Here is an 11,786-nt window from a genome sequence, read left to right as displayed (position 1 = left end):
GTTGCTACCTCCTCTGTGTGACAGGCAGCACATCTTCATGGTAAAGACCGCATCAAATACTTTGTGATACCGTTCACGAAAGCAGGAAACGCCGAAAGACCTTGAGAGAGACGGTCTTCCGGCGAGAGGCACACCCTCGCTCCCGCCCCGCCTCGCCCCCGCTCGTCTCCGACGACATCCGCTCGCCCCAACTCCCGCCGGAGGAGCCGCCCCATGCAGCCCAACGACGCCCGGATCCTCCGGGGCTCGGCCCTCGCGGCCGGACCCGTCGGAGTCATCGCCATTGTTGTCAGCGCCCTCGTCGCAGGCGAGAAGGGCCTGCTCGGCGGTGTGGTGGCGGTTGCCGTGGTCGCTGTCTTCTTCGCGCTCGGCTCGTGGGCGCTGATGCGGATCACCCAGAACCAGCCCCAGTTGGCGATGTCCGCCGGGATGCTGGTCTACGCCGTGCAGATCCTGCTGATCGGCGTCTTCATCGTCGTCTTCAAGGACACCAGCGGTTTCAACGGCCGCGCGTTCGGCCTGACCCTGCTGGTCACCGCGCTCGCCTGGGTGGGCGGCCAGATCAAGCAGACGCTGACCAGCCGGATGCTCTACGTCGATCCCGAACCCTCGGTCCCCGCCGCTCGGAAGCAGGAGGCGGACGCGGTCGGGACGGGGTCGCGCGATGCTACGTAAGGGGAGAGTAAGGGGCCTTCACCCTGGTCTGCTATCGTCCGAAGTCGCATCCGGACGTGAGGGCCCCTCGCACATGCAGAGGGTCAAGCCCCCGCGCCCTGCGGTGTATTCGGAACCGGAACCGCACTGGCGGTACGGAAGACGGATGCCCGCGACGCGGTGCGGGCTCTCAGCGGACCGAGCGGGCTTCGCCACGCCCTACCCGCAGTGCCGAACAGCGGCCTCACCAGCCGCGCTGACACACGAGGTTGCCGTTTCTTATGCGTCACGACGAAGGAGTCACGGGTGAGTGCCCACACGCTGCTCGCTGAAGCTGGATGCCACATTCAGCACGGTTGCGCATTCCCCGCTCCGGGTCTCAACTCGTTCGACTTCAAGCCGATCTTCAGCATCGGGAGCTTCGACTTCACCAAGCCGATGCTGCTGGCGGTCATCTGCATGCTGCTGGTGGTGGGCTTCTTCTGGGCCGCGTTCAGCAAGCCGAAGCTGGTGCCGGGAAAGCTGCAGCTGGTCGGTGAGATCGGCTACACGTTCGTGGCCCGCAGCATCGCCCGCGAGGTGATCGGCAAGAAGGGCGACAAATACGTCCCCTTCCTCGCGTCGATCTTCTTCTTCGTGTGGTTCATGAACATCATGTCGATCATCCCGGTCGCGCAGTTCCCGCCGATGTCGCGGTTCGCGTTCCCGGTGGGCCTCGCCGCCCTGGTCTTCATCACGTACATGTACCTCACGTTCAAGACGCACGGTTTCCGCGGCGGCGTGAAGAACCTGGTCTGGATTCCGGGTCTGCCCAAGCCGCTCGTGCCGCTGATCGTGCTGCTGGAGTTCATCCAGAACGTGATCACCCGCCCGTTCACCCTCGCGGTGCGGCTGTGGGCGAACATGTTCGCCGGCCACATGTTGATCGTGATGTTCAGCGTCGCGAGCTGGTACCTGCTCACCCCCTCGGCGTTCACCGCGGTGGCAGGCGGATCGTTCGCGCTCGCCGTCTTCATGACCGCCTTCGAGATCCTGATCCAGTTCCTCCAGGCGTACATCTTCACGCTGCTCGCCTCGATCTACATCAGTGGAGCGCTCGAAGAGGGTCACTGACCCGCGCCCGGAACCCATCCATCGAATCTTCCGCTGGGAAGCCCCCCAACGGACCGCATCACAAAGGAAGACAGGGAAATGTCTGCCGAGCTCGTTAACCTCGCCGCCGCCACCACCGCCGGCCGCCTGGGCGCGGTCGCCTACGGCCTCGCCGCCATCGGCCCCGGCGTGGGCATCGGTCTGGTCTTCGGCCACTCGATCGAGGCCATGGCCCGCCAGCCCGAGGCCATGCCGGTCATCCGCACCAACATGTTCCTCGGCTTCGCGCTGTGCGAGGTCCTCGCACTGCTCGGCCTGGTCGTCCCCTTCATCTTCCAGAAGTGACCTGGACCCCCGACCAGTAGCCACTCGACGAAAGGTTCAGACATGATGACCTTCCTTGCGGAGGAGGGGGCGCAGAACCCGCTCATCCCCGATACCGCGGAACTGGTTATCGGCCTGCTCTGCTTCTTCATCGTCTTCGGCATCCTCGGCAAGAAGCTCCTGCCGAACATCCAGAAGACCCTCGCAGAGCGCCACGACGCGATCGAGGGTGGCCTGGAGCGGGCGGAGAAGGCCCAGGCCGACGCCAATCGCACGCTTGAGGAGTACAAGGCCCAGCTCGCCGAGGCCCGCCACGAGGCGGCTCGGATCACCGAGCAGGCCCGCGAGCAGGGCGCGCAGATCATCGCGGAGATGCGCGAGGAGGGCTCGCGGCAGCGCGACGCCATCATCGCGGCGGGCCATGCCCAGATCGAAGCAGACCGCCGTCAGGTGACGGTCAGCCTCCGGCAGGAGGTCGGCAAGATCGCCACCGACCTGGCCGGCCGGGTGGTCGGCGAGTCCCTGGAGGACTCCGCCCGCCAGTCCCGCGTGGTCGACCGCTTCCTGGACGGCCTGGAGCAGAGCGCTGCTTCTTCCGCCGAGGCGGCGCGATGAACGGTGCGAGCCGCGAAGCACTGGCGGCCGCCCGCGAGCGGCTGGACGCACTGACCGACAGCACGTCGGTGGATGCGGCCGGGCTCGCCGGTGAGCTGTCCTCGGTCACCACGCTGCTGGACCGCGAGAGCGGTCTGCGGCGCGCGCTGACCGACCCGGCGCAGACCGGTGAGGCCAAGGCGGAGCTGGTCCGCAGGCTGCTCGGCAGCCAGCTCGGCGGCGAAGCGCTCGACCTGGTGGCCGGCATGGTCAGGTCCCGCTGGTCGCGCTCGCGTGACCTGGTGGACGCCCTGGAGGAACTGGCCGACACCGCCGACCTGATCGCCGCCCAGCGCGGTGGCGACCTGGACGACGTCGAGGACGAGCTCTTCCGGTTCGGCCGGATCGCCGCGGGCAGCAGCGAGCTGCGCGCCGCACTGGCCGACCGCGGCGCCGGCAAGGACGCGAAGCGCGCCCTGCTGGGCACGCTGCTCGGCGGCCGTGCCAATCCGGTCACGGAACGGCTGGTCGTACGACTGGTCACCGCGCCGCGAGGACGTAGCCTGGAGGGCGGGATCGAATCCCTGTCCAAACTGGCAGCGGCCCGCCGGGGTCGGACGGTAGCGGAAGTGGTCTCGGCCGTTCCGCTCAGTGACCGGCAGAAGCAGCGGCTCGCAGACGCGCTGTCCCGGATCTACGGCCGCCCGGTGCACCTGAACCTGGACGTGGACCCCGCGGTCCTCGGCGGGGTGCGGGTACGCGTCGGCGACGAGGTCATCAACGGCTCCATCGCGGACCGGCTCGACGAAGCCGCCCGCCGTATGGCCGGCTGACAGCCACCAACGCAACAAGCATGAAGGCGGCCCTAGTTGGGCCGTGAGGAATACAGGGCCCAACAAGGAGAGCAGGGAACCCAGATGGCGGAGCTCACGATCCGGCCGGAGGAGATCCGGGACGCGCTGGATACTTTTGTCCAGTCGTACCAGCCGGACGCCGCCTCGCGCGAGGAGGTCGGCACGGTCAGCGTTGCCGGTGACGGCATCGCGAAGGTCGAGGGTCTGCCCTCGGCCATGGCGAACGAGTTGCTGAAGTTCGAGGACGGCACCCTCGGCCTCGCCCTCAACCTCGAGGAGCGCGAGATCGGTGCGATCATCCTCGGCGAGTTCGACGGCGTGGAAGAGGGCCAGCCGGTGCAGCGCACCGGTGAGGTGCTCTCTGTCGCGGTCGGCGAGGGCTACCTGGGCCGGGTCGTCGACCCGCTGGGCAACCCGATCGACGGCCTCGGCGAGATCGAGACCGAGGGCCGTCGCGCCCTCGAACTCCAGGCGCCGACCGTCATGCAGCGCAAGTCGGTGCACGAGCCGATGCAGACCGGCCTCAAGGCCGTCGACGCGATGACCCCGATCGGCCGTGGCCAGCGCCAGCTGATCATCGGTGACCGGCAGACCGGCAAGACCGCGCTGACCATCGACACGATCATCAACCAGCGTGACAACTGGCGCTCGGGCGACCCGAAGAAGCAGGTTCGCTGCATCTACGTCGCCATCGGCCAGAAGGGCTCCACCATCGCGGGCGTACGCGCCGCGCTGGAGGAGGCCGGCGCGCTGGAGTACACCACGATCGTCGCCGCCCCGGCGTCCGACCCGGCCGGCTTCAAGTACCTCGCCCCGTACACCGGCTCGGCCATCGGCCAGCACTGGATGTACCAGGGCAAGCACGTCCTGATCATCTTCGACGACCTGTCGAAGCAGGCCGACGCCTACCGCGCCGTCTCGCTGCTGCTGCGCCGCCCGCCGGGCCGCGAGGCGTACCCGGGCGACGTCTTCTACCTGCACTCCCGCCTGCTGGAGCGCTGCGCGAAGCTCTCCGACGACCTCGGCGCCGGCTCCATGACCGGTCTGCCGATCGTGGAGACCAAGGCCAACGACGTGTCGGCGTTCATCCCGACCAACGTCATCTCCATCACCGACGGCCAGTGCTTCCTGGAGTCCGACCTGTTCAACGCCGGCCAGCGGCCCGCGCTGAACGTCGGTATCTCGGTCTCCCGGGTCGGCGGCTCCGCGCAGATCAAGGCGATGCGCAAGGTGGCCGGCCGGCTCAAGCTGGACCTGGCGCAGTTCCGCGAGCTGGAGGCGTTCGCCGCCTTCGGTTCCGACCTGGACGCGGCCTCCAAGGCGCAGCTCGGTCGCGGCCAGCGGATGATGGAACTGGTCAAGCAGGGCCAGTACGCACCGTTCCCGATCGAGGACCAGGTCGTGTCGATCTGGTCCGGCACCACCGGCAAGCTCGACGACGTACCGGTCGAGGACATCCGCCGGTTCGAGCGCGAGCTGCTGGACTACCTGCACCGCGAGCACAAGTCGATGCTCACCGCGATCGTCGAGACCGGCCAGCTGCCGGACGAGACCGTGGAAGCGCTGACCGACGCGGTGGCCGCCTTCAAGAAGCAGTTCGAGACGTCCTCGGGCGCGCTGCTGGTCGAGGGCTGATCGCATGGGCGCACAGATTCGGGTCTACAAGCGCCGGATCAGGTCCGTCACCGCCACCAAGAAGATCACCAAGGCGATGGAGATGATCGCGGCCTCGCGGATCATCAAGGCCCAGCGCCAGGTGGCGGCCTCGTCCCCGTACGCGGACGAGCTGACCCGCGCGGTGACCGCGGTCGCGACCGGCTCCAACACCAAGCACCCGCTGACCACCGAGGCGGAGCACCCCAGCCGCGCCGCGGTGCTGGTCGTCACCAGCGACCGCGGTCTGGCCGGCGGGTACTCGTCCAACGCGATCAAGGCGGCCGATCGGCTCACCGAGCGGCTGCGCGCGGAGGGCAAGGAGGTCGACTCCTACCTGATCGGCCGCAAGGCGGTGGCGTACTACGCGTTCCGTGAGCGCAAGGTCGCCGGCTCCTGGACCGGTTTCTCCGACAGCCCGAGCTACGCCGACGCCAAGGCCGCGGCGGCACCGATGATCGAGTCGGTGCTGGCGGACACGGCCGACGGCGGCGTGGACGAACTGCACATCGTCTTCACGGAGTTCGTGTCGATGATGACCCAGAACCCGGTGGACCGGCGGCTGTTGCCGCTGTCGGTCAAGGACCAGGACGGCGGGGCCGGCGACGGCAACGCCGCACCGGCGAAGAGCGAGGCACTGCCGCTGTTCGAGTTCGAGCCGTCCGCGGAAGGCGTGCTCGACGCGCTGCTGCCGCGGTACGTCGAGAGCCGGATCTACAACGCCCTGTTGCAGGCCGCCGCTTCCGAGCACGCGGCCCGCCGCCGGGCGATGAAGTCCGCCACGGACAACGCGGAAGACCTCATCAAGTCGCTCACGCGGCTTGCCAACGCGGCCCGACAGGCCGACATCACCCAGGAAATCAGCGAGATCGTCGGTGGCGCCAGCGCCCTCGCCGACGCGAGCGCGGGGAGTGACTGACCACTATGACCACCACTGCTGAAACGGCACCCACGGCCGGCGTGGCCGCCGGCCGCGTAGCCCGGGTCATCGGCCCGGTCGTCGACGTGGAGTTCCCCGTCGACGCCATGCCGGAGATCTACAACGCCCTCCACGTCGAGGTCGCCGACTACGCCGAGGCAGGCGCCACCAAGACGCTGACCCTCGAAGTCGCGCAGCACCTCGGCGACGGCGTGGTCCGCGCCATCTCCATGCAGCCCACCGACGGCCTGGTCCGCCAGGCCCCGGTGACCGACACCGGCAACGGCATCACCGTGCCGGTCGGCGACGTCACCAAGGGCCGCGTCTTCAACACCCTCGGCCAGATCCTCAACGATCCGGCGGCCGAGTCCGAGGTCACCGAGCGCTGGGCGATCCACCGCAAGGCGCCGAAGTTCGACGACCTCGAGTCGAAGACCGAGATGTTCGAGACCGGCCTGAAGGTCGTCGACCTGCTCACCCCGTACGTCAAGGGCGGCAAGATCGGCCTGTTCGGCGGCGCGGGCGTGGGCAAGACCGTGCTCATCCAGGAAATGATCATGCGTGTGGCGAAGCTGCACGAGGGCGTTTCCGTGTTCGCCGGCGTCGGCGAGCGCACCCGTGAGGGCAACGACCTGATCGCGGAGATGGAAGAGTCCGGTGTGCTGCCGCAGACCGCGCTCGTCTTCGGCCAGATGGACGAGCCGCCGGGCACCCGGCTGCGGGTCGCGCTGGCCGGTCTGACCATGGCGGAGTACTTCCGCGATGTGCAGGGCCAGGACGTGCTGTTCTTCATCGACAACATCTTCCGGTTCACCCAGGCCGGCTCCGAGGTCTCCACGCTGCTCGGCCGGATGCCCTCCGCGGTGGGTTACCAGCCGAACCTGGCGGACGAGATGGGCCAGCTCCAGGAGCGGATCACCTCGACCCGTGGTCACTCGATCACCTCGATGCAGGCGATCTACGTCCCCGCGGACGACCTGACCGACCCGGCCCCGGCCACCACGTTCGCCCACCTCGACGCGACGACCGTGCTCTCGCGGCCGATCTCGGAGAAGGGCATCTACCCCGCGGTGGACCCGCTGGACTCCACCTCGCGCATCCTGGACCCGCGGTACATCACGCAGGAGCACTACGACTGCGCCTCGCGCGTCAAGGGAATCCTGCAGAAGTACAAGGACCTCCAGGACATCATCTCCATCCTCGGTATCGACGAGCTCGGCGAGGAGGACAAGCTCACCGTCTTCCGTGCCCGCCGGATCGAGCGCTTCCTGTCGCAGAACACCCACGCGGCGAAGCAGTTCACCGGTGTGGACGGCTCGGACGTGTCGCTGGACGAGTCGATCACGGCGTTCAACGCGATCGCCGACGGTGAGTTCGACCACTTCCCGGAGCAGGCGTTCTTCATGTGCGGTGGCCTGGAGGACCTCAAGGCCAACGCCAAGAAGCTGGGCGTGAGCTGACGCCTCGCACCACCCGGGCCGCCAGGCCCACGCGACCGGGGGGCGATCCGGTGGACTCCGAAGGGGGTCCTCGGACCAGCCTTCCGGTCGCACCCCTTATTCTGTGTCCTACGCATCCTCCGCAGGCGGTGGGTGCCAACCCGAGGAGCCGTCTTGGCCGATCTTCACGTCGAGCTGGTCGCCGCGGACCGCAACGTCTGGTCCGGCGAGGCCAACCTGGTCGTCGCCCGTACCAAGTCGGGTGACATCGGCATCATGGCCAACCACGAGCCGCTGCTCGGGGTGCTCCAGTCCGGTCCGATCACCATCAGGACCAGCGACGGCGGCACCGTGATCGCCGCCGTGCACGGCGGGTTCATCTCCTTCGCGGACAACAAGCTCTCCATCCTCGCGGAGATCGCCGAGCTCGCCGACGAGATCGACGTCGACCGGGCCGAGCGGGCGTTGCAGCGCTCCAAGTCCGACACCGACGCCAGTGCCGAGCGCCGGGCGGAGGTGCGGCTCGCCGCTGCGGCGGGCGCACGCTGAAGGATGCTTGACCGCAGGACGTAGTAGCCAGCAGGACCACGGTGCCGCGAACCGCCCGCAGGGGCGGTCCGCGGCACCGGCACAGCAAGAGCGGCATCCATATTCCAGGCGAGGAGGTCGGCGGACGTGATCCTCGCTTTCGAAGTGGGCGGCGCGGTCCTGGTGGCAGCGCTGCTCGGGCTCTTCCTCTTCGGGCTGCGCCGACGCCTCATCCAGCGCCCCGGCGGCACCTTCGACTGCTCGCTGCGACCGGCCCCGGTCGGCGACGCCGAGTCGGCCGCCGGCAAGGGCTGGGTCTACGGAGTGGCCCGCTACAGCGGTGACCGGGTGGAGTGGTTCCGGGTCTTCTCGTACGCGATTCGCCCGCGCCGGGTGCTGGAGCGCCCCTCGATCGAAGTCACCGGCCGCCGCGAACCCCAGGGTTCGGAGGAACTGGCGCTGCTGTCGGACGCGGTGGTGCTCAGCTGCGTGCACCGCGGCACGCAGCTGGAGCTGGCGATGAGCGACGACGCCCTGACCGGGTTCCTCGCCTGGCTGGAGGCGGCCCCGCCCGGTCAGCGCGTCAACGTGGCCTGATGATCCGATGATCCGGCGCCCTGCTGCTCTGCTCCCGTACGGCCGGGCACCGTACCGCCTGACGCCGTAATCCGCCTCAGCGGTCGCCGCCCGGCACCCACAGCACGTCGCCGCGGGAGACGTTGGCGGTGCGGGCGAGGATGAACAGCAGGTCGGAGAGCCGGTTGAGGTAGGTGGCGGTGAGCGGGTTCATCGTGTCGCCGTACTCGCCCAGTGCCGCCCAGGTGGAGCGCTCGGCCCGGCGGACCACGGTGGTCGCCTGGTGCAGCAGCGCCGCGCCGGGGGTGCCGCCGGGCAGGATGAAGCTGCGCAGCTTGTCCAGCTCGGCGAGGAAGCGGTCGCACTCCGCCTCCAGCCGGTCCACGTAGGGCTGCTCCACCCGCAGCGGCGGGTACTTCGGGTCCGGCACCACCGGGGTGGCCAGGTCCGCGCCGACGTCGAAGAGTTCGTTCTGCACCCGGGTCACGACGGCGGCCACCGGCGCCGCGAGATCGCCGAGCGCGAGCGCCACCCCGAGTACCGCGTTCGCCTCGTTGGCGTCGGCGTACGCGCCGATGCGGGGGTCGGTCTTGGCCGTACGGCTCATGTCGCCGAGCGCCGTCGTGCCGTCGTCGCCGGTGCGGGTGTAGATACGGGTGAGGTTGACCATGCCGTCGAGCGTAGGCCCTGTCCGGCACATCCCGTCCGGGCCGCGCCACCCCAACTGTGCGACCAAGGACACACGGTGACGCGGCCGACATCATGCTGCGCCCGGTGCTGAAGGGGCGTTAGGGTCCGGCCAGATACCCCAACGGAGAGGTGTGTGCCGTGGCGAAGAAGCTCGCCGTCATCGGAGCCGGACTGATGGGCGCCGGCATCGCGCAGGTGTCCGCACAGGCGGGCTACGAGGTGGTGCTGCGCGACGTGACCGACGCGGCGCTGGCCCGCGGCCGGAACGGGATCGCCGCGTCCTACGAGAAGTTCGTGGCCAAGGGGAAGCTCGCGGCGGACGACGCCGAGGCCGCGCTCGCCCGGATCACCACGACCACCGACCTGGACGCGGCCGCCGACGCCGACCTCGTGGTGGAGGCGGTCTTCGAGGAGATCGAGGTCAAGCGGGAGATCTTCCGCACCCTCGACCGGCTGGTCGGCGACGACACGGTGCTCGCCTCCAACACCTCCGCGATCCCGATCACGAAGATCGCCGCGGTCACCGAGCGCCCCGAACGGGTCGTCGGCACCCACTTCTTCTCGCCGGTGCCGCTGATGGGGCTGTGCGAACTGGTCCGCGGCTACAAGACCAGCGACGACACGCTCGCCCGGGCACGGGAGTTCGCCGAGAGCACCGGCAAGACCTGCATCGTCGTCAACCGCGATGTGGCGGGCTTCGTCACCACTCGGCTGATCTCCGCACTGGTGGTGGAGGCGGTCAAGCTCTACGAGTCCGGGGTCGCCTCCGCGGAGGACATCGACACCGCGTGCAAGCTCGGCTTCGGCCACGCGATGGGCCCGCTCGCCACCACCGACCTCACCGGCGTGGACATCCTGCTGCACGCCACCGGAAACATCTACACCGAGTCGCAGGACGAGAAGTTCGCCCCGCCGGAGGTCATGCGGCGCATGGTCGACGCGGGTGACCTGGGCCGCAAGAGCGGGCAGGGGTTCTACACGTACTAGTGCCCCTGTCGGCACCAACCGACGTCACTCGGAGGAGTGAATTCGGTATCGGTTCGCTCACAGCCGGCAACTTCTGTATACGACGGACCGTCAGTTGTGTGAGGACTGACGGGCCGACGTGTTCACGCCGCCCGCACGGCGTCCATGCCGGCACCGTGTCCGTACCAGCACCGTGTCCATGCCAGCACCGTCCGGGAGTGACTATGCACATCAGGGGCGACCACGCCGAGCTGGTCGTCGGGGGGCGCCTCGACGTCCGCAGCGCTGCGGACGCCCGTACGGCCCTGCACACCGCGCTCGACGCCGGCCATGGCGACCTGGTGCTGAATCTGACCGAACTCGACTCGTGGGACGCGACCGGCCTCGGCGTGATCATGGGCGCGCACCGGCGGGCCGGCCGCGGCGGCCGCCGGCTGGTGCTGCGCGGTGTGCCCCCGCAGATGCAGCGGTTGCTGATCGCCACCCGGCTGCACCGAATCCTCGCGATCGAGGCGGAAAAGTAATCCACGGCAGTCAACCGCACGTAAAACGCGTAAAGGACGCCTTCCACCGGTGAGGCACCCCCGGCACTTCATGGATGGTGTGCGAGCCTTTAGAGTTTGCGCATCGATGGCCAGGAGGCGTGCCACCGCGTACGCCGCAGTAGGGGAAATCGGGCTGCGGTCCGTGAGCGCGGACCCGCGGCAGCCCGTGGCGGCCCCCAACCAGTGATGCACCTTGGGGGCGTACGACATGGATCACACCGAGCGCTTCGACTTCGTCGAGGACCCGGACGGCATTGACGGCCGTGGCGACGGGAGCGGTGACGATCTCGCGCGCGGCGACGGCTCGCGACGTGACGGCGGCATGCGAGGTGCGGGCGGCCTGCGAGGCGGGGAGCAGCAGGGTTCGGCGGCGACCGGTTCCGGGGTGTCGCCGTTCGGCGGCGCGGCCGGCGGTTCGGGCACCCGGCGCCCGGCGGGGGCGTTCGACGCGTTCGCGGCCGGCGCCCCCCGGCCGGGCGGGCGGCACGAGCCGCGCCAGGGCGAGTGGTCCGCCGCACAGGAGCCGCGTGAGCGGCCGGGGTTCGGGCCGGACGCCTTCCCCGCGCCCGCGGTCTTCCAGGACCCGGCCGTCGAGGACGACGGGCTCGGGCTCGCGGCCGGTGCCGGGGCCGTCGCGCGGCTGCTGGGCGCCGAGAGTTTCGACGCGTTCGGGACCGGCGTGCACAGCCCGCGCGGGACGGACCGCAGCGCCGAGGACGACAGCCCGGACCTGGCCGGCCGCGCCCCGGTCGACGACGGTACGGGCCCGGGTGGCGCGGGTGCGGAGTTCGTGGCCGGTGCCGCGCTCGACACGCAGGATCCGCTCGCCGACGACTTCGACCCCTTCGCCCCTGCTGCGCCGGCCGACCCGGCGCCGGGTGCGGGTGTCGTGCCGTTCGGCGGTGGTGGTGGTGGTGGTGGAGGCGGCGACGTCGTCGGGTTCGGCGACGGG

Annotated in this window: 13 protein-coding genes and 1 pseudogene; 13 read left to right on the top strand and 1 reads right to left on the bottom strand. The window is 69.4% G+C overall.

Features of this window, described 5'->3' with window-relative positions; translation table 11 throughout:
* Positions 1-213 precede the first annotated feature (213 nt).
* The 10 genes from AC13HU_RS19680 (at position 214) to AC13HU_RS19635 (ending at position 8,654) form a co-directional block, all read left to right on the top strand.
* Positions 214-675, top strand: coding sequence for a Cg1360 family ATP-synthase-associated protein (locus tag AC13HU_RS19680; protein ID WP_483043217.1), 462 nt, complete (start codon positions 214-216; stop codon positions 673-675).
* Between the two features lie 285 nt (positions 676-960).
* On the top strand, positions 961-1,767 hold the full coding sequence (gene atpB / locus AC13HU_RS19675; protein WP_483043216.1) for a F0F1 ATP synthase subunit A: 807 nt from the start codon (positions 961-963) through the stop codon (positions 1,765-1,767).
* A 78-nt stretch (positions 1,768-1,845) separates the two neighbouring features.
* A complete protein-coding gene (atpE, locus tag AC13HU_RS19670; protein ID WP_037913419.1) occupies positions 1,846-2,091 on the top strand; it encodes an ATP synthase F0 subunit C in 246 nt (81 codons plus the stop codon).
* Positions 2,092-2,133: 42 nt separating this feature from the next.
* Positions 2,134-2,685 carry a F0F1 ATP synthase subunit B gene (locus tag AC13HU_RS19665; RefSeq protein WP_483043215.1) on the top strand — a complete coding sequence of 184 codons (552 nt, stop codon included), beginning with the start codon at positions 2,134-2,136 and terminating at the stop codon, positions 2,683-2,685.
* A complete protein-coding gene (locus AC13HU_RS19660; protein ID WP_483043214.1) occupies positions 2,682-3,497 on the top strand; it encodes a F0F1 ATP synthase subunit delta in 816 nt (271 codons plus the stop codon). Before AC13HU_RS19665 ends, AC13HU_RS19660 begins: the two co-directional genes overlap by 4 nt.
* Positions 3,498-3,581: 84 nt before the next feature.
* On the top strand, positions 3,582-5,153 hold the full coding sequence (gene atpA / locus AC13HU_RS19655) for a F0F1 ATP synthase subunit alpha (RefSeq protein ID WP_483043213.1): 1,572 nt from the start codon (positions 3,582-3,584) through the stop codon (positions 5,151-5,153).
* A 4-nt stretch (positions 5,154-5,157) separates the two neighbouring features.
* Positions 5,158-6,090, top strand: a complete 933-nt coding sequence (locus tag AC13HU_RS19650; RefSeq protein ID WP_483043212.1) for a F0F1 ATP synthase subunit gamma — start codon at positions 5,158-5,160, stop codon at positions 6,088-6,090.
* Between the two features lie 5 nt (positions 6,091-6,095).
* Complete coding sequence (atpD, locus tag AC13HU_RS19645) at positions 6,096-7,550, top strand: F0F1 ATP synthase subunit beta (protein WP_483043211.1); 1,455 nt, start codon at positions 6,096-6,098, stop codon at positions 7,548-7,550.
* A 153-nt stretch (positions 7,551-7,703) separates the two neighbouring features.
* Positions 7,704-8,078 (top strand): F0F1 ATP synthase subunit epsilon, encoded by a 375-nt coding sequence (locus AC13HU_RS19640; protein ID WP_483043210.1) that lies wholly within the window; start codon positions 7,704-7,706, stop codon positions 8,076-8,078.
* Positions 8,079-8,204: 126 nt separating this feature from the next.
* Positions 8,205-8,654 carry a DUF2550 domain-containing protein gene (locus tag AC13HU_RS19635; RefSeq protein ID WP_483043209.1) on the top strand — a complete coding sequence of 150 codons (450 nt, stop codon included), beginning with the start codon at positions 8,205-8,207 and terminating at the stop codon, positions 8,652-8,654.
* A 76-nt stretch (positions 8,655-8,730) separates the two neighbouring features.
* Here the strand turns inward: AC13HU_RS19635 and AC13HU_RS19630 are convergent, their stop codons facing one another.
* On the bottom strand, positions 8,731-9,303 hold the full coding sequence (locus AC13HU_RS19630; RefSeq protein ID WP_483043208.1) for a cob(I)yrinic acid a,c-diamide adenosyltransferase: 573 nt from the start codon (positions 9,301-9,303) through the stop codon (positions 8,731-8,733).
* A gap of 158 nt (positions 9,304-9,461) precedes the next feature.
* On the opposite strand from AC13HU_RS19630, the gene AC13HU_RS19625 reads away from it, so the two are divergent.
* The 3 genes and pseudogenes from AC13HU_RS19625 to AC13HU_RS19615 form a co-directional block, all read left to right on the top strand.
* Entirely contained in the window at positions 9,462-10,310 is an 849-nt protein-coding gene (locus AC13HU_RS19625) for a 3-hydroxyacyl-CoA dehydrogenase family protein (RefSeq protein WP_483043207.1), read from the top strand.
* 203 nt (positions 10,311-10,513) lie between these two features.
* Positions 10,514-10,813: an STAS domain-containing protein gene (locus AC13HU_RS19620; protein WP_483043218.1), complete on the top strand. Its 300-nt coding sequence runs from the start codon at positions 10,514-10,516 to the stop codon at positions 10,811-10,813.
* Between the two features lie 229 nt (positions 10,814-11,042).
* Positions 11,043-11,786, top strand: a pseudogene (locus tag AC13HU_RS19615) (hypothetical protein); the annotation flags it as partial.

This window comes from Streptomyces sp. NH27 (assembly GCF_056859195.1).
This window is presented reverse-complemented; position numbering and strand designations above follow the sequence as displayed.

Bases quoted from the DNA above. Each gene is read 5' to 3' on its own strand.
- AC13HU_RS19680 (WP_483043217.1), top strand. From the start codon at position 214: ATGCAGCCCAACGACGCCCGGATCCTCCGGGGCTCGGCCCTCGCGGCC.
- atpE (WP_037913419.1), top strand. From the start codon at position 1,846: ATGTCTGCCGAGCTCGTTAACCTCGCCGCCGCCACCACCGCCGGCCGC.
- AC13HU_RS19665 (WP_483043215.1), top strand. From the start codon at position 2,134: ATGATGACCTTCCTTGCGGAGGAGGGGGCGCAGAACCCGCTCATCCCC.
- AC13HU_RS19660 (WP_483043214.1), top strand. From the start codon at position 2,682: ATGAACGGTGCGAGCCGCGAAGCACTGGCGGCCGCCCGCGAGCGGCTG.
- atpA (WP_483043213.1), top strand. From the start codon at position 3,582: ATGGCGGAGCTCACGATCCGGCCGGAGGAGATCCGGGACGCGCTGGAT.
- AC13HU_RS19650 (WP_483043212.1), top strand. From the start codon at position 5,158: ATGGGCGCACAGATTCGGGTCTACAAGCGCCGGATCAGGTCCGTCACC.
- atpD (WP_483043211.1), top strand. From the start codon at position 6,096: ATGACCACCACTGCTGAAACGGCACCCACGGCCGGCGTGGCCGCCGGC.
- AC13HU_RS19630 (WP_483043208.1), bottom strand. From the start codon at position 9,303: ATGGTCAACCTCACCCGTATCTACACCCGCACCGGCGACGACGGCACG.
- AC13HU_RS19620 (WP_483043218.1), top strand. From the start codon at position 10,514: ATGCACATCAGGGGCGACCACGCCGAGCTGGTCGTCGGGGGGCGCCTC.